This window comes from Streptomyces telluris, assembly GCF_024519335.1.
Lineage (GTDB): Bacteria > Actinomycetota > Actinomycetes > Streptomycetales > Streptomycetaceae > Streptomyces > Streptomyces telluris.
In genome coordinates, this window is record NZ_JANIID010000008.1 from 169029 (window position 1) to 186476 (window position 17448).

Sequence of the window (17448 nt, forward strand, 5' to 3'; positions counted from 1 at the left end):
AGCGCGGCCCGGCCATGTGCGGGTGACATCCCGATCGCCCGGATCTCGGGGCGTGCCGTCCATGCCGGTCCGTGATCTCGCCGGACAGCCGCCCCTCCCGGGCGACACGGCGTGCGGCCCGGCCCGCCGGACACGAGAATCCGGGGCAGGAGAGTGGCACGGCACGCGCCGGAAAGGGCAGGAGGTGAACCTGTGGTGCAACCGGTATCCGTCGGCGTCGACGGATCCCCGGAGAGTCTGGCCGCCGCCATGTGGGCGGGCCGGGAGGCGACGCTGCGCGACGGGTCGCTGCGTATCGTGCACGCCCTGGAGTGGCCGGCCAGTGACCAGCAGTTCTCCCCTGGTTCCTGGGCCCAGCGTGAGTGGGCGGAGAGCCGGTTCGAAGCCTTGGCCGAGGAACTCCTGGAAGCCCACCCCCGGCTGCGGATCAGTGTGTACCGGGTGTCCGGCCTCCCGGCGGAGGCCCTCCTCGACGCCACGGGGGAATCCGCGGTCCTGGCCCTCGGATCACGCGGCCTCGGCACCTTGCCGGGCTTCCTGCTGGGCTCCGTGAGCCTGCCGGTGATCGCCCACGCGTCCGCACCGGTGGTCGTCGTCCACCCACCGGAAGACCCCTCATCGACCGACAGCGGCCCCGTCGTGGCCGGCCTCGGCCACCACGACCCGCACGGCCCGCTGCTCGACTTCGCGTTCGAGGCCGCCGCCCTCCGCGGTACGGGCCTCCGCCTCGTCCGCACCGCGGGCCGGACACCTGCCGGGGATCGGGAACCGCACGATGCCGGCGCTCTGGCCGCATCTCTGCGCCCGTGGCGGGCCCGATGGCCCGCCGTCGAGGTGGAGGAGTGGTTCTCCACGGGTCCGGCAGTACCTCGTCTGGTGGAGGCCTCCGACGATGCCCAGTTGCTCGTCGTCGGACGACGTGAGGACAGGCCCTTCCCCGTCACCCGCATCGGCCCCGTGACCCATGGCGTACTGCACCACGCACGGTGCCCCGTCGCGGTGATCCCGGGCGGCTGAAAGCCGCCTCCCGGCTGTGCGGGGTCTACAGGCCGCTGCGGATGCGGCGGCCCGTGGTCCTGCCGATCGGGATGCGCACCCACGTGTCCCGCTCGCCGCCCGCCCAGGCAAGCGGGCCCGCGGTTTCACGAAGGTGTTGCTGCTCTTCCGGCTCGATGACCGGCTCGGCCACGCCTCTGACGAGGATGCTCCATCCTTCGCTGCGTGCCTCGTCGACCCGGTCGACCTCGAAGGCGACATCGCTGCCCACCGTCCCGGCGAGCGCGCCACCGGCGGCCGTGCGGAAGACGATCGCGTCGCCGACGAGGCGGAAGTTGACGGGAACGGCCTCAGGTCCCTCCGCGTCCGCGGTGGAGAAGACCACTCGCCCGATGCCGCCCGAGGAGAGCTTCTCCCGGCATTCGGGCAGCGACAGCTCCTCCAGGACCGGACTGCGCGCCAGGGGCCCCTTCCCCTGAGGCTGCTCGGTGCCCGCGCCCAGGAGCGCGGAAACGGTGGTCTCCAGCGCGTCCGCCACCGCCATGAGCGCTTCCATCGAGACGACCCCGGCCTGCGACTCGACGTACTCGAGGTAGCCGGAACTCAGCCTCGCACGGGTGGCGACGTCCTCCCGGGTCAGGCCCAGTTCCTCCCGGCGCCGGAGCACGCGCCGGCCGAGGTCGCTGCCGGGGTGTGCCGGACGGGAGCCGGCCTCGTCCCCGCGTTCCGTACCCATGGCCGTGCCCCGCTTCCTTTCTCAAAGCGCCGTCCCGTCCATCTTCCCCAGCGGGAAGAGTGCCCGCACTCCGGAGGCGTGCGGGCATGACATGCCGTGACGGCGACGGCGAGAGATGGTGGAGGAGGCGGACGACGCGGGCCGAAACCCGGCCCGGGACGCCGGTGAGGCGGTGAGCACGATGGAACGTCCCGTGGTCGTGGGCGTCGACGGGTCGGACGGCAGCCTCGCTGCCCTGGACTGGGCCGTGGAGGAAGCGACCCGCTTCCGGCTCCCCTTGCGCTTGGTCTACGCATCGCTGTGGGAACGCTACGAGGGGGCAGTGCCCTCGTTCTCCAGCGAGCGACCGGCCGAGGAAGTGGCGGCTCAGCACATCGTCGCTTCTTCCGAACAGCGGGCCCGGCAGCTCTCTCCGGAGTTGCAGGTGAGCACTGTGACCGTGCCGGACGATGCGGCGTCGGCGCTGGTGGAGGAGTCGCGCAGTGCCACGGCCCTGGTCACCGGATCCTCCGGGCGAGGAGCCGTCAAAGGACTGCTGCTGGGCTCCGTGAGCCTGGCTGTGGCGGGGCGTGCCGACTGCCCGGTCGTCGTCGTTCGCGGCGAGGAACGCAACGTCAAGGGCATGAGCAACCGGGTCGTCGTCGGCGTGGGCGAAGCGGACGAGGCCGCCACCGCCGTGCGGTTCGCCCTGCGCGAGGCAGAAGCCCGTGGGTGCGAGCTGCAAGCCGTGCGGGCCTGGCGCAGTCCCCCGCCGTCGGCGGACCCCTTGATCGTGCTGGATTCGGCCGCCCACGCCTATGCGGAACAGGCCACCGCCGTTCTGGACGAAGTGCTGGAGGAAGCAGCGGCCGAACACCCGGAGGTATCCGTCCGGCGCACGGTGCTGGAAGGGCCCGCGCACCGGGTGCTGCTGGGCCCGGCTGCCGACGCCGACCTGCTCGTCCTCGGCGCCACCCGGCGGCAGGGCCAGCTCGGCCTGCAGCTCGGCCGGGTCAGCCACACCGCCTTGCACCGGGCCGCCTGCCCCGTCGCAGTGGTGCCGCACCGGTGAGGCCCGCGGCGGCTCATCTCGCACCGGCGGCCGGCATCTCCGTCTCGATGCGGTGACGCACGCGGGCAGCGAGTTCGGTGAGCGGCTGCGAGAGAACGGCCTCGGGGGCGACGGGCGAGGTGATCCCCCGCGCTCCGGCGGGCAGCGCGGCGAGGTCGTCGGCGAACCTGCCCCGGGCGTCGTCCAGCCGGGAACGCCGGGTGCCGGTCCGGGTCCGACGGCCGTGCCGCATGACCGTCTCCAGCAGCGGTTCGCCGCCCGGCGGGGGCGCCTCGTCGATCAGGCCGATGACGTCGGCGTACCCGGGCAGCCGGAAGACCTGCTTGCGGCCCGGTGCCGTCACCTTGGCGGAGGACAGCTTCATGACGGGCCGTCCGTCGTACTCCACCAGCTTGTACGCGGAGTCCAGGTAAGGGGCGTCGGCGGAGACGCCGATCTTGGTGCCGACCGCGTACGTGTCGATGGGCGCCCCGGAGCGGACGAGGCGGTCGACGGCGAACTCGTCGAGACCGCCGCTGGCGACGATGCGCACCTCGTGCAACCCGGCGGCGTCGAGGATCCGGCGGGAACTCACCGCCAGCGCACCCAGGTCACCGCTGTCCAGGCGGATCGCACACCCCGGCCCGAGCCCCAGGTCCTTCATGACGCGCGCCGCGGTCAGCACCCCGCGTTCGGTGTCGTAGGTGTCCACCAGGTACGTCACCGGGCCCGGGTGGGCGCGGGCGAAGGCGCGGAAGGCGGCCTCCTCGGTCCCGAACGCCTCGATGTAGGAGTGGGCCATTGTTCCGACGGCGGGCAGGCCCTCGGCGTGTGCGGCAGCCACGTTACTGGTTCCGGCGAAGCCGGCCATGGCGCCCAGCCGCGCCGCCTGGTGTGCGGCTTCCGTGCCGTGTGTACGGCGCAGCGAGAAGTCCACCACCGGATGCCCGGCGGCGGCCAGCGTGCAGCGGGCGCACTTGGAGGCGACGGTGGTCTGGTGATTGACCTGGTTGAGAACGTAGCTCTCCACCAGCTGCGCCTGCGGTAGCGGTGCGGTGACCTCCAGCAGCGGTTCGCCGGCCAGGACCACGCGCCCTTCGGGTACGGCCCGTACGTCGCCGGTGAACACGAGCCCGAGCAGTGGTTCGGCGTCCTTCGGGGGGCGGTCCAGCGCGGCGGCGAGTACGTCCACATCGTCGGCGTCCACCCGGTACCGGGAGAGGTAGTCGAGGACCGGCTCCAGGCCGGCAGCCACGAGGAAGCCGCGGTCGGCCGGCACATCGCGTACGTACAAGCTGAACGTCGCGGACCGGGTCAGCCCCTCGCGCAGGTACGACAGAGCCATGGTGACTTCGTAGAGGTCGGTCGTCGTGGCGTCCGACATCGCCGGCGCCTCCTCCCTCAGCGGGAGCGTCCCGCCTTCGGGTCGTGCTCCGGGTGGTGCACGTGCGCGTCCGGACCGGGGTAGACCAGGGTCACTCTGCCGGTGTCCGACCAGCGCACGTCATACGGCGGTGTGCCGTCGGCGTGGTGGAGGCCGACGACCTCACCGTCGCGCTTGGTCGCGCCCGTCGCCGGGCTTTCGACGATCAAGTGGTCACCGAGCTGCGCGTGCATGGCGTCACCGCTTCCCTGCCAAAGACCCACAACACCAGACTCCACCTTTCCGGCCTGGCACGCATGCTGCTCGGGCGGGCCGGGGCAACCCCCGTTCGGCGGAGGCACCTCAGTGGCGCGTAGGAGGAGGAAACCGTGCCCGCACGGCCGGTTGCTCCGAGTGGACGGCATCCGCTCCCGAGCGCGTACAGGGCTTTTCGGCGAGGGTGGGTACACCACGGACGACGGACCTGAGCGCAGGGAGCGACCATGGCGGTCTCCAGCCGCATCACGGTCATCGGGGTCGGCAACGAGTTCCGGCGGGACGACGGCGTGGGACCCGCGGTCGTGGCCCGGCTGCAGGAACGCGCGACCCGGGGCGGCCTGCCGGCCGGAATCCGGCTGGTGTGCAGTGACGGGGAACCAGGCCGCCTGATCGGTCTGTGGGAGGGTGCCGAACTGGTCGTGGTCGTGGACGCCGCCCATGCTCACCCGGGGGATCCGGGCAGGATCCACCGACTGGAGCTGGACGGGTACAAGGCGTGGCAGGCGGGCACGGCGAGCAGCCACGGGCTGGGTCTGGGGGAGGCGGTCGAGCTGGCGCGTGCCCTCGGCAGGCTGCCGCCGCGCCTGATCGTCTACGCCGTCGAGGGAACTGACGGTTCCCTGGGCACGGGATTGACTCCTGCGGTCGCCGGTGCACTCGGGACCCTCGTGGAACAGGTCGAGCAGGAGATCACCGGCCACCTCGTCGCGCCGAGCCGCAGGACGACGCCCCGGAGCGTACGGCTGTGAGGGTGGCGTCCGGAGGTGCTGCGCCCGCCGCGGAGGAACCGGGCCGGGTCGCCCGGGCGATCACGGTCTCCGGCAGGGTGCAGGGCGTGGGCTTCCGCCCCTTCGTCCACCGGCTGGCGACGCAACTCGGGCTCGACGGGTGGGTCCTCAACGCCGGCGGGCGCGTCGAGCTGTCCGTGGCCGGGCCGTCGCCAGCGGTGCAGGCCCTTGCCGAGCGACTGCGTACGGAAGCACCGCCGCTGGCGGACATCCGCTCTCTGGCCGTGGCGGAGTCGTCCGGCCCTCCCCCGCCGCCGGGCTCGGGCTTCACCGTCCGGGCCAGTGCCCGGACCCCCGGCGGCCGGCCCGGCGCCTGCGAGATCCCACCGGACGTCGCCACCTGCGAAGCGTGCCTGCGCGAGCTGTTCGACCCTGCCGACAGGCGTTACCGCTACCCGTTCGTCAACTGCACGGACTGCGGCCCGCGTGCCACCGTCATCGCGGACCTTCCCTACGACCGCGAGCGCACCGTCATGCGGTGCTTTCCGCTGTGCGCCGCATGCGCCGCCGAATACGCCGACCCGGGTGACCGGCGCTTCCATGCAGAGCCGGTGGCGTGCCCCGGCTGCGGCCCCCGCCTGGGGTGGGCAGGCCTCACCGGCGAGCCGGCCCTGCGCGCCGCGGAGTCGGTCATTGCCGGCGGCGGCATCGTGGCGGTCAAGGGACTGGGCGGTTTCCAGCTGGTGTGCGACGCCACCGACGGGCGGGCCGTGGACCGGCTGCGCGCCCGTAAGCAGCGCCCGGCCAAGCCGTTCGCCGTCATGACCTCCGATCTCGCAGCCGCCCGGCACCTGGCACGGCTGTCACCCGCCGGGCGGACGGCGCTGACGTCCCCGTCCGCGCCGGTGGTGCTGGCTCCGGCCCTCCGGGGCGCCCGCATCGCACGCGCCGTCCACCCGGGGACCGACCGGATCGGCGTGTTCCTGCCCACCACGCCGCTGCACCACCTGCTCCTGCGCGACCTCGGCAGGCCGCTGGTGGTGACCAGCGGCAACCGCTCGGGGGAACCCATCGCCATCGACGAGCCGTCGGCCCGGGAGAGCCTGGCGGGTGTTGCCGACGGCTTCCTCGTCCACGACCGGCCCGTCCGGGCCCGCTACGACGACTCGGTGGTGCGCCCGGCGGGCCGTACGGTCCTGACCGTGCGCCGGGCCCGGGGACTGGCCCCCGCCCCGCTCGCGATCCCCGTCGCGGCCTCCCGGCCGGTTGTGGCAGCCGGTGCGCAGCTGAAGCACACCTTCGCGCTCGCCGAAGGGTTCCGCGCCGTGCTCGGACCGCACACCGGCGACCTGGAGGACGCGCTGACACTGGAGGCCTTCGAAGCCGCCCACGCCGACCTCGTCCGGCTGACCGGGATCGAGCCCCGGGTCGTCGCCCACGACCTGCACCCCGGCTACCTGTCCACCCAGTGGGCACGGACCAGGCCCGCCGAACGGCGGATCGCCGTGCAGCACCACCACGCGCACGTCGCCGCCTGCGCCGCCGAACACGGGCTGGAGCACCCGTTCCTCGGGGTCGCCTACGACGGGCTGGGCCTCGGCGACGACGGCACGCTGTGGGGCGGCGAGATCCTGGTCGCCGATCTCACCCGCTACCGCCGGGTAGGGCGTTTCGCCACCGCTCCCCTGCCCGGCGGAGCGGCGGCGGTGCGCAGACCCGCTCGCACGGCGCTGGGGTACCTGTACGGTGCCGAGGCGCTCGGCGGGCCGGGTATCCCGCCCGCCCTCGTCGAATCGTTCGTCCGGCGGCTCCCGCAGGAGGAGACCCGAGTGGTCCGGACCATGGTCGAACGGGGCGTCAACTGCCCGCGCGCGTCCAGCGCCGGGCGCCTCTTCGACGCAGCGGCCGCCCTGCTCCGCCTGTGCGACGACGCCACCTATGAAGGCCAGGCGGCCGTCGCCCTGGAGACGGCCGCGGGGAACGAGCGCACCGAAGCCCTCCCCTGGCGTCTCGCGCGGGCCGGCGGGCTGTGGGTGTACGACCCTGTATCCAGCCTGACGGCCCTGCTGGACCGCGCGGCGGCCGGAGAGCGGACGGGCACGCTCGCCGCCGCTTTCCATCGCACACTGGCCGAGGTGACCTCCGGCCTGGTCCGTCGGGCCGTCGCGGCCGGGGCGCCGTCGACCGTGTGCCTGTCGGGCGGCTGCTTCCAGAACGGGCGCCTGCTCGCGGAGACACGGTCCCTGCTCGAAAGCCAGGGGTTGCAGGTGCTGGTGGGCAGTGCCGTGCCGGTCAACGACGGGGGAATCAGCTACGGGCAGGCGGCCGTGGCCGCGGCTCGCCTGAAGGAAGGATGACGTCGATGTGTCTGGGCATTCCGGGCCGGGTGGTGGACGTCCACGACCGTGCGGGGCTGCGCATGGCCACGGTCGACTTCGGCGGGGTCCGCCGCGAGGCGTGCCTGGCCTACACACCCGATGCCGACGTGGGCGCGTACGTCGTGATCCACGTCGGGTTCGCCATCACCACGGTCGACGAGGCCGAGGCGGAACGCACCCTGCAGGTGCTGCGGGCCATGGCCGACGCCGTGGAGGGGGAAATCGGGGAGCCGCTGCCCCGGTCCCCCTGACGCGGAGCAGGGCCGTCCGGTCACTCCTGTGCCGTGATGCCCATGCGGCCTCCGTCCACCGCGGGCCATGCTGGAGTGAGGAGGCGACCGTGCCATGACCCGTACCCCGGAGCCGGCGGCCACCGCGGTGTACGCGCTGCTGGCCGACGGGACGACCGTGTGTGTCAGGCCCGTCGTGCCGGAGGACCGCGCCGCGGTCCTCCGGCTGTACGAGCACCTGTCCCCCGAGAACCTGCGGCTGCGCTTCTTCTCCGCCGGCCCCCGCGTCGCACAGCAGGCGGCCGATGCGCTGTGCCGGGACGCCGGGCCGGGAGACCGGGCCCTGGCGGCCGAGGCGGACGGTGACGTGGTGGGGCTGGCCGAGTACCACGCGGCACCCGTCGACCTTCCCGGAGGCAGACCGGAAGCCGCCGAGGTCGCCCTCGCCGTGGCGGACGCGTGGCACCACCGTGGTGTCGGAACGCTGCTGCTGGAGCACCTCGCCGACCTCGCCCGCGCCGAGGGGATCCAGGAGCTGACGGCCGACGCGTTGAGCGAGAACCTGCCGGTCATCCGGGTCTTCGCCGACCTCGGCCTGCCTGTGCGAAGACGCTTCGAGGGCCCGGAGATCCGCATCCGGGTGGCGCTGACGCCTGACGAGCACTACCTGACGGCCCTGGACGCACGGGGACGCACCGCTGACATCGCCAGTCTCCGGCCGTTGCTGCAGCCCGGCTCGGTCGCCGTGGTGGGCGCCGGCCACCGTCCCGGATCCGTGGGACGGGCGATCCTGCGCAACCTGCGCGCAAACGGCTTCACCGGCCCGGTCCACGTCGTCAACCCGCACGGGCCCGCCCTCGACGGCCTGCCCTGCCACCCCTCCGTCTCGGACCTGCCGCAGCCCCCGGACCTGGTCGTCCTGGCGGTTCCCGCCCACGCGGTGCCCACCGTCGCCGAGGAATGCGGCGTCCGTGGTGTGCGGGCACTGGCGGTGGTGACGTCCGGGCTCGACGCCGCCCAGGCGGCCGGGCTGCGGGCGGCCTGCCGCCGGCACGGCATGCGCATGGTCGGCCCCAACTGCCTGGGCCTGGCCAATACGGAGAAGGACGTCCGGCTGGACGCGACGTTCGCCGCCCGCTTCCCTCTGCCCGGCACGGCCGGGGTCGCCACCCAGTCGGGCGGCGTCGGCATCGCCCTGCTGGACGGTCTGTCCCGGCTGGGGACCGGCGTGTCGACGTTCGTCTCGCTCGGCGACAAGTACGACGTGAGCGGCAACGACCTGCTGCAGTGGTGGGAGGAGGACGGGCGGACCGACCTGGCGGTGCTGCACCTGGAGTCGTTCGGCAATCCCCGCGCCTTCTCCCGTACCGCGCGGCGCGTGAGCAGGCGCATGCCGGTCCTTACGGTGGACGCGGGGCGGTCGGAGGCCGGGCGCCGGGCGGCGGCCTCGCACACGGCCGCCGCCGCCACGCCGACGATGACCCGGCGGGCGCTCTTCCATCAGGCCGGTGTCATCGCCACCAGGACCATCGGGGAGCTGCTGGACACCGTTGCACTGCTGCACGCCCAGCCGCTGCCCGCCGGCGACCGCGTCGTCGTGGTGACCAATGCCGGAGGCGTGGGCGTGCTCGCCGCCGACGCGTGCAGCGAGGCCGGGCTGAGCGTCCGCCCGCTGGAGCCCGCCCTGACGTCGGAGCTCGCAGCGCTGCTGCCCGACGGCGCGGCCGTCGGCAATCCGGTCGACGCGACCGCCGCCGTCCCGGAGGACCGGCTGCGTGCCTGCGTCGATCTGCTGGCGGCGCACCGGGACGTCGACGCGGTGCTGGGCGTCCTGGTCCCGACGGCCCTGGCCGCGGCCACCGGCGACGACCTGGTGCGGGCGTTCACCCACACCCCGGAACGGACTCCGTGCACGACGGCTCTCGTCCTGGTGGACCGGCCCGTGCGCGTCGAGTTGCTGCCTGCCGAGCGCGGCGGGGCCGTGCCCGCATACAGCGATCCGCAGGACGCCGCCCGCGCGCTGTCGTACGCGTCGGCCTATGCCCGGCGCCGGAGCCGTCCGCAGAGCCTGCCGCCGGAGCCGCCCGGCATCGACGTGGAAGAAGCCCGGGCGGACGTGGCCGCGTGGCTCGCCGAACGGCCGGAAGGCGGCTGGCTCGACCCGGTCCGGTGCTCGCGGCTCCTCACGCGCTACGGCATTCCACAGGTCTCGTGGCAGTGGGTGTGCGACGAGGAGAGCGCCGCGGCGGCGGCCGGGCGCCTTTCCGGCCCGGACGGCCCGGCCGTCCTCAAGGCCCACTGGCCGGGCCTGGTGCACAAGACCGACGAGGGCGCCGTCCGCCTCGGACTCCGGGGCGGCGATCAGGTGCGAGCCGCGTACCGCGACCTCGTGGACCGCTTCGGCGACAAGCTCTCCGGCGTGGTGGTGCAGCCGCAGGCGCCGCACGTCCTGGAGCTGGTGGCGGGCGTCGTCCAGGACCCGGTCTTCGGTCCGCTCGTGCTGTTCGGTCAGGGCGGCACGGCCACCGACGTGCTGGCCGACCACGCCGCCCGCCTCGCGCCGCTCACCACCTACGACCTCGACGACCTCATCACCTCACCGCGCTGCTCCGCCCTCCTGTCGGGCCGCCACGGCGGCACCCCCGTCGACCTCGGCGCCCTTGAGCGACTGCTGCTGTGCCTGTCCCGGATGGCCTGCGACCTGCCCGAGCTCGCCGAGGCCGATCTGAATCCCGTGGTGGCCTGCCCGGACGGCGTCATGGCGCTGGACGCCCGCGTGCGGCTGGAACCACACAAGGCCTACGACCCGTACCTGCGGCGCCTGCGCTGAGCCGGTGCCCGGATGGGCCGCACTCCTCCCGGCGCGCTCGGCGTGCGGCCCGTGGGGAGTGTGGTCAGGCTGAGGAGAGCACCTCCACCGAGCGATCAGGAGACGCCATGCCCTCCGCGACGGCACCGCCGGACGCCGACAGCACAGCCTGCGTGCTGGACCTGGAAGGCATCGGGGCTCTCGTGAGGGAGCTGCGCGCCCGGGGCCGGACGGTGATCGGCCCGACGGAGCGGGACGGTGCCATCGTGCTGGCCGAGCTGGAGTCCGCCGACGAGCTGCCTTACGGCTGGGGGGTGGAGCTGGAGGGCGGCTACTACCGGGTCAGGCGGCGGATCGACGCCGCGGCGTTCGCCCATAGCGCCGGCCCTCAGTCGTGGAAGAACTTCCTGCATCCCGAGCGGGTGCGGCAGTGGAGCGCGGACCGCGGGCCGGACGGCGCGATGACGGTCCGTGCCGAGCGCCCCGAACCCGGCTCGTTCGCCTTCCTGGGCGTACGGCCCTGTGACTTGAGGGCGATCCAGATCCAGGACCGTGTCATGACCGGCGGCCGGCACAAGGACGACGCCTACGAGGCACGCCGTAGCGGCGCCTTCCTGATCGTGGTCGAGTGCACCGAGCCGGGCGCCACCTGCTTCTGCGTCTCCATGGGCACCGGACCGGCCGCGCAACCCGGCTACGACCTGGCGCTGACCGAGGTGCTGGACACCACCGGGCACCGCTTCCTGGCCCGCGCAGGCACCGAGGAAGGCGCGGAGATCCTGGAGAGCCTGCCGCGCCGGCCCGCCGACGACCTGACGCGCACCCGGGCCCGCGAAGACGTGGCGGCCGCAGCCGGGCGGATGGGCCGCACCATGCCGGACGTCGACCTGCGTGCGCTGCTCGCCGGCACGCTGGACGCCGAGCGCTGGAACGACGTCGCCGCGCGCTGTCTGACCTGCGGCAACTGCACCATGGCCTGCCCCACGTGCTTCTGCACCACCACCGAGGATGTCACCGACCTGACCGGCGACCACGCCGAGCGCTGGCGCCGCTGGGAGTCCTGCTACGACCTGGACTTCACGCACCTGCCCGGCGGCTCCGTGCGGAGCACCGGGCGCAGCCGGTACCGCCAGTGGCTCACCCACAAACTGGGCACCTGGTGGGACCAGTTCGACAGTTCCGGCTGCGTGGGCTGCGGCCGCTGCATCGTGTGGTGCCCGGTCGCCATCGACATCACCGAGGAAGCACACGCCCTGCACCGGGAGTCCCTCGACCGGCGGGCCGGGCGGGAGGACGAGGCCTCGTGAAGGGCACGGGTGTGTTCGAGGCCGTCCCGGAGGGCCCCCGGGAACGGCTCATGGAGCTGGGCCGCGCGGTGTCGTTCCCCGCGGGGGCCCGGCTCTTCGAGGAAGGCCAGCGGGCGGACCGCTTCTGGGTCGTTCGCACCGGTACCGTCAGCCTGGACGTTCACGTGCCCGGCCGCCGGGCGGCGGTCGTCGAAACCGTCGGGGCGGGCGGGCTGGTCGGGTGGTCGTGGCTGTGCCCACCGCACCAGTGGCACCTGGGGGCCGAGGCGACCCGCCCGGTGGAGGCCTGGGAGTTCGACGCGGCCGAGGTACTGGCCCTGTGCGAGCGCGAACCAGCACTCGACCATGCGCTCCTGACCTACGTCGTACAGGTCATCGGTCACCGTCTGCGGTCCTCCCGGACGCGGCTCCTGGACCTCTACGGGCCCTACAGAAGCGGTTCGGCGGAGTGACCGCCGTCCCCCTCCCCTACCGGGTGACGGGCAACCGGCCCGAGACCGGCGACAGCCGCACGATCGAGCTACGACCGGTCGGTGGCGAACTGCCCGCGTTCGCACCGGGTCAGTTCGCGATGCTCTACGTCTTCGGGGTCGGCGAGATCCCGGTGTCCGTCGCCGGTCTGCGAGACGGCACGCTGACCCACACCATCCGCGGGGTGGGTGCGGTGTCGCGCGCCCTGTGTGCCGTCCGCCCGGGTACGCAGGTGGGTGTGCGGGGCCCCTTCGGCACCGGCTGGGACCTGGCGAGCGCCACCGGGCGCGACCTGCTCGTAGTGGCGGGCGGTATCGGCCTGGCCCCACTGCGTCCTCTGCTCCAGGCCGCATCGTCTTCGCCCGGCGACCACGGTCGGCTCAACGTCCTCATCGGCGCCCGGACGCCCGAGGATCTGCTGTACCGAGAGGAACTGGACGGCTGGGGACGACCGTACTGCGGCGTGACCGTGGACCGCGCGAGCCCGGAATGGACCGGGCACGTCGGCGTGGTGACCACCCTGCTCGACCAGGCGGCGTTCACCCCCCACGACACCACGGCCTTCGTCTGCGGCCCCGAAGTCATGATCCGCGCCACCGCCCGCGAATTGCTGCACCGAGGCGTACCGGCGCAGCACATCCGCGTCTCCCTCGAACGCAACATGCACTGCGCGACCGGCCACTGCGGGCACTGCCAGCTCGGCCCCCTGCTCCTGTGCCGGGACGGACCCGTGGTCGGCTACGACCTCGCCGGATCCCTGCTCGCCGTACGGGAGCTGTGAGATGCCCGCCCCCGTACCCTCCCGCCCCCGGCTCGGCGTGTTCAAGTTCGCCTCCTGCGACGGCTGCCAGCTGACCCTGCTGGACTGCGAGGACGAACTTCTGCCACTGGCCGCCGAAATCGAGATCGCCCACTTCGTCGAGGCGTCCAGCGACATCCGGCCCGGCCCGTACGACCTCTCCCTCGTCGAAGGTTCGGTCTCCACCCCCGAGCACCTGGAACGCATCCGGCGCATCCGCGCCGAGTCCCGCCACCTGGTGACCATCGGCGCCTGTGCCACCGCGGGCGGCGTCCAGGCCCTGCGCAACTTCGCCGACGTCGCCGAATTCCGGGCGACCGTCTATGCCAAACCCGAGTACATCGAGACTCTCGCCACCTCCACCCCCATCTCGGCCCACGTCCCCGTCGACTTCGAACTGCGCGGCTGCCCCATCGACCGCGGGCAGCTGATCGAGGTCATCACCGCCTTCCTCGCCGACCGCCGCCCCGACATCCCCGACCACAGCGTCTGTTTCGCCTGCAAACGACGCGGCATCACCTGCCTGCCCGTCGCACACGGCATCCCCTGTCTGGGACCGGTGACGCACGCGGGATGCGGGGCCCTGTGCCCGGCGTACGGGCGGGGCTGTTACGGCTGCTTCGGGCCGTCCGGCTCGGCCAACATGCCCGCGATGATCCCGCTGCTCCGCAGTGACGGCATGAGCGACGAGGACATCCTCCGCTTCCTGCACACGTTCAACGTCCACGACTTCGCCGCGATCGAACCGCCCGGGGCACTCGGTGCAGGGGAGACACCATGACGCACCGCGGCTCGCGCGTCCTGCACGTCGGCGCCCTCGCCCGCGTCGAGGGAGAAGGAGCACTGCGGCTGCTGATCAGCGACGGCACCGTCACCCGGGCCGAGCTGAACATCTACGAGCCGCCGCGCTTCTTCGAGGCGTTCCTGCGGGGTCGCCGGCACACCGAACCGCCGGACATCACGTCACGCGTGTGCGGCATCTGCCCCGTCGCCTACCAGACGAGCGCCTGCCACGCGATCGAGGACGTCTGCGGCGTCACCGTCGACGGGCAGCTGGCCGCGCTGAGGCGCCTGCTGTACTGCGGCGAGTGGATCGAGAGCCAGACCCTGCACATCTATCTGCTCCACGCACCCGACTTCCTCGGCTGCGACAACGCGATCGAGCTCTCCCGGACTCATCGCGCGGACGTCGAGCGGGGGTTGCGGCTCAAGCAGGCGGGCAACAGCATCATGGAATTCCTCGGCGGCCGTTCCATCCATCCCGTCAACGTCCGCGTCGGCGGCTTCCACCGCACCCCCACGCGCACCGAGTTCCGCCCCCTGGCCGAGCGGCTACGGCAAGCGCGCGACGACGCGCTGGCGACCATCGCCTGGGTGGCGGGCTTCGACTTCCCCGAGGCCGAGGGCGACGCCGACTTCTTCGCCCTCTCCGCACCGGACACGTACGCCATCGAGACGGGTACCCCCACCGTGCTGCCCCACGGCGACGGGCACGGCACGAGGATGTTCCCTGTCACGGACTTCACCTCCCATGTGGTCGAGGAACAGGTCCCCCACTCCACCGCGCTCCAGGCCCGGCTGGACGGCCGGCGCCACCTCACCGGCTCCCTGGCCCGGTACGCCATCAGCGGCCACCGGCTCCCGCCCGCCGTCCGCGAGGCGGCCCGAGCAGCCGGGCTGGCCGACCCGGCCTCCGGGGAGATCTGCCGCAACCCCTTCCGCAGCGTCGTCGTCCGCGCCGTCGAAGTCCTCTACGCCGTGGAAGAAGCACTACGCCTGATCGACGCCTACGAGCGCCCGCCGCATGCCGCCGTGGACGTCCCCCCGCGGGCCGGGACGGGCCACGGCGCCACCGAGGCACCGCGCGGCACCCTCTACCACCGCTACACCCTCGACGCCCAAGGACTCGTCACCGACGCCCGCCTCGTTCCGCCCACCTCCCAGAACCAGGGCGCCATCGAGGAGGACCTGCGCCGAGTCGTCCAGGACCGGCTGCGGCACGGTGACGCCACCGACACCGAGCTCACCCGCCTGTGCGAGCGAGCCATCCGCAATCACGACCCCTGTATCTCCTGCTCGGCCCACTTCCTCGATCTGACCGTCGAACGAGCGTGAGGAAAGCCGCGTGAAATACCTCGACGAATACCGTGACCCGGAGCTCGCCCGCCGGCTGCTGGACGAACTCCACCGCACCGCCACTCGCCCCTGGCAGATCATGGAAGTGTGCGGCGGCCAGACCCACACCCTCGTCCGCCAGGGCATCGACGAACTCCTGCCCGCCGGCATGCGCATGATCCACGGCCCCGGCTGCCCGGTCTGCGTCACCCCGCTGGAGACCCTCGACCGCGCCATGGCCATCGCCGCACGCCCAGGGGTGATCCTCACCAGCTTCGGCGACATGCTCCGCGTCCCCGGTTCCCGGACCGACCTCCTCGCCCTGCGGGCACGCGGCGCGGACGTACGCGTCGTCTACACCCCCATGGACGCCGTCAAACTCGCCGAGGAGCATCCCGGCCGGGACGTCGTCTTCCTCGCCGTCGGCTTCGAGACCACCGCCCCCGCCAACGCCATGGCCGTACTCCACGCCTCCCGCCTGGGCCTGCGGAACTTCAGCATGCTGGTCAGCCACGTCCTCGTACCGCCCGCCATGACGGCGCTGCTGGAATCGCCCGAATGCCAGGTCCAGGCCTTCCTGGCCGCCGGGCACGTGTGCGCGGTCATGGGATGGACCGAGTACGAGCCCATCGTCGCCCGCCACCGGGTCCCCGTCGTCGTCACCGGCTTCGAACCGCTCGACCTGCTCGAAGGCATCCTGATGGCCACACGGCAACTTGAGGACGGCAGGGCCGAGATCGAGAACCAGTACGTACGGGCCGTGCGCCGCCAGGGCAACGGCGCGGCGCAGTCCGCCGTCGCCCGCGCCTTCCAGGTGACCGACCGCGCCTGGCGCGGCGTCGGCGACCTTCCCCGAAGCGGTCTGGAACTCCGCCCGGAGTTCGCCGCGTTCGACGCCGCACGACGCTACGACGTCGACGGTCTGCACTCGGCGGAGCACCCCGAGTGCATCGCCGGCGGCATCCTCACCGGTGCGCGACTGCCCACCGACTGCACCGCCTACGGAACCCGCTGCACGCCCCGCCACCCGCTCGGCGCGCCCATGGTTTCGGCCGAGGGCACCTGCGCGGCGTTCCACGCGGCGGGCCGCGTCGCCACCGTCACGGAAGGGCCGGCCTCGTGATCACGGAATGTCCTGTCCCCCGTCCGGAGAGCGAACGCGTCCTGCTCGGGCACGGCGCCGGAGGCCGGCTCACCGCCGAACTCCTGGAGCGCACGATCCTTCCCGCCTTCGGTGGGCAGGACGGGCCGCTGGAGGACGCCTCGCCCCTGCCCGGACTCGGCGAGCTCGTGATGACCACGGACGGCTTCGTCGTCAGCCCGCTGTTCTTTCCCGGTGGCGACATCGGTTCCCTCGCCGTCCACGGCACCGTCAACGACCTGGCGATGCGCGGCGCCGCACCCATCGCCCTCTCAGTAGCCCTGATCGTCGAGGAAGGACTCGAACTGGGCCTGCTGGAGGCCGTACTGCGTTCGCTGGGCAAGGCGGCCCAGGAGGCGGGTGTGCCCGTGATCACCGGAGACACCAAGGTCGTGGGCCGGGGCGCGGCCGACCAGGTGTTCATCACCACGACCGGTATCGGCAGACGTCTCCCCGGACTCACTCCTTCCGCCGCCGGTGCCCACCCGGGCGACGCCGTGCTGCTGTCGGGGCCGATCGGCCTGCACGGCACCGCCGTGCTCAGCACCCGGGAAGGACTGGGCTTCGAAGCCGACATCGCCTCCGACAGCCGTCCCCTCCACCGCTTGGTGGCAGCCCTCTCCCCGCTCGGCGACCGGCTGCGCGTTCTGCGTGACCCCACCCGGGGCGGCCTGGCCGCCGCGCTCAACGAGATCGCACGCGACTCGGCCGTGGCGGTCGACATCGACGAAGGCACCGTTCCGGTGCCGGAGCCGGTTGCCGCCGCCTGCGACATCCTCGGCCTCGACCCCCTGCACGTGGCCAACGAAGGCTGCATGGTCGTCTTCGTCGCCCCCGACGCTGCCGACGCGGCTCTGGCGGCACTGCGTTCCCTGCCTGAGGGCAGCGGCGCGGTACGCATCGGGAAGGTGCTGCCGGCCGACGGGCACCCCGGCCGCGTCGTCATGCGGACGGCGGTAGGCGCCCGGCGCGTGATGGACATGCCCCTCGGCGAGCAGTTGCCCCGCATCTGCTGAGTCGCCGCACCGAGGGACCATGGAGGTGAGGCTCCCGGGCACTCGTGCCC

At 73.0% G+C, this 17448-nt stretch carries 15 protein-coding genes and 1 pseudogene; 13 read left to right on the forward strand and 3 right to left on the reverse strand.

The window, feature by feature from the left end; genetic code table 11:
- Positions 1–192 precede the first annotated feature (192 nt).
- Positions 193–1017, forward strand: coding sequence for a universal stress protein (locus NQU55_RS36795; protein WP_168093544.1), 825 nt, complete (start codon positions 193–195; stop codon positions 1015–1017).
- Between the two features lie 25 nt (positions 1018–1042).
- On the opposite strand, the gene NQU55_RS12065 is transcribed toward NQU55_RS36795, so the two are convergent.
- A complete protein-coding gene (locus NQU55_RS12065) occupies positions 1043–1732 on the reverse strand; it encodes a helix-turn-helix domain-containing protein (RefSeq protein ID WP_168093543.1) in 690 nt (229 codons plus the stop codon).
- Positions 1733–1913: 181 nt separating this feature from the next.
- On the opposite strand from NQU55_RS12065, the gene NQU55_RS12070 reads away from it, so the two are divergent.
- Positions 1914–2783, forward strand: coding sequence for a universal stress protein (locus NQU55_RS12070; RefSeq protein WP_256790485.1), 870 nt, complete (start codon positions 1914–1916; stop codon positions 2781–2783).
- Between the two features lie 13 nt (positions 2784–2796).
- Here the strand turns inward: NQU55_RS12070 and NQU55_RS12075 are convergent, their stop codons facing one another.
- Both NQU55_RS12075 and NQU55_RS12080 read right to left on the reverse strand, forming a co-directional pair.
- Entirely contained in the window at positions 2797–4146 is a 1350-nt protein-coding gene (locus NQU55_RS12075; RefSeq protein ID WP_168096252.1) for a nicotinate phosphoribosyltransferase, read from the reverse strand.
- Between the two features lie 38 nt (positions 4147–4184).
- Positions 4185–4379, reverse strand: a pseudogene (locus NQU55_RS12080) (DUF1918 domain-containing protein); the annotation flags it as partial.
- 249 nt (positions 4380–4628) lie between these two features.
- On the opposite strand from NQU55_RS12080, the gene NQU55_RS12085 reads away from it, so the two are divergent.
- From NQU55_RS12085 to hypE, 11 genes are all read left to right on the forward strand, one after another.
- Complete coding sequence (locus NQU55_RS12085) at positions 4629–5153, forward strand: hydrogenase maturation protease (protein ID WP_168096254.1); 525 nt, start codon at positions 4629–4631, stop codon at positions 5151–5153.
- A 2-nt stretch (positions 5154–5155) separates the two neighbouring features.
- Positions 5156–7489: a carbamoyltransferase HypF gene (gene hypF, locus NQU55_RS12090; protein WP_256790487.1), complete on the forward strand. Its 2334-nt coding sequence runs from the start codon at positions 5156–5158 to the stop codon at positions 7487–7489.
- A 5-nt stretch (positions 7490–7494) separates the two neighbouring features.
- Complete coding sequence (locus NQU55_RS12095) at positions 7495–7761, forward strand: HypC/HybG/HupF family hydrogenase formation chaperone (protein ID WP_168093937.1); 267 nt, start codon at positions 7495–7497, stop codon at positions 7759–7761.
- A gap of 94 nt (positions 7762–7855) precedes the next feature.
- A complete protein-coding gene (locus NQU55_RS12100) occupies positions 7856–10570 on the forward strand; it encodes a bifunctional acetate--CoA ligase family protein/GNAT family N-acetyltransferase (protein ID WP_168093933.1) in 2715 nt (904 codons plus the stop codon).
- Between the two features lie 107 nt (positions 10571–10677).
- Complete coding sequence (locus NQU55_RS12105; RefSeq protein WP_168093932.1) at positions 10678–11856, forward strand: 4Fe-4S dicluster domain-containing protein; 1179 nt, start codon at positions 10678–10680, stop codon at positions 11854–11856.
- A gap of 50 nt (positions 11857–11906) precedes the next feature.
- Positions 11907–12308, forward strand: coding sequence for a Crp/Fnr family transcriptional regulator (locus tag NQU55_RS12110; protein ID WP_168093936.1), 402 nt, complete (start codon positions 11907–11909; stop codon positions 12306–12308).
- Positions 12305–13108, forward strand: coding sequence for an FAD/NAD(P)-binding protein (locus NQU55_RS12115; RefSeq protein ID WP_168093931.1), 804 nt, complete (start codon positions 12305–12307; stop codon positions 13106–13108). The genes NQU55_RS12110 and NQU55_RS12115 overlap by 4 nt, the downstream gene beginning before the upstream one ends.
- A 1-nt stretch (position 13109) precedes the next feature.
- Positions 13110–13907, forward strand: coding sequence for an NADH-quinone oxidoreductase subunit B family protein (locus NQU55_RS12120; protein ID WP_168093930.1), 798 nt, complete (start codon positions 13110–13112; stop codon positions 13905–13907).
- Positions 13904–15241, forward strand: coding sequence for a Ni/Fe hydrogenase subunit alpha (locus tag NQU55_RS12125; protein WP_168093929.1), 1338 nt, complete (start codon positions 13904–13906; stop codon positions 15239–15241). Before NQU55_RS12120 ends, NQU55_RS12125 begins: the two co-directional genes overlap by 4 nt.
- A gap of 10 nt (positions 15242–15251) precedes the next feature.
- Positions 15252–16364 (forward strand): hydrogenase formation protein HypD, encoded by a 1113-nt coding sequence (gene hypD, locus NQU55_RS12130; protein WP_168093928.1) that lies wholly within the window; start codon positions 15252–15254, stop codon positions 16362–16364.
- Positions 16361–17398, forward strand: a complete 1038-nt coding sequence (gene hypE / locus NQU55_RS12135) for a hydrogenase expression/formation protein HypE (RefSeq protein WP_168093927.1) — start codon at positions 16361–16363, stop codon at positions 17396–17398. The genes hypD and hypE overlap by 4 nt, the downstream gene beginning before the upstream one ends.
- Positions 17399–17448: the final 50 nt, after the last annotated feature.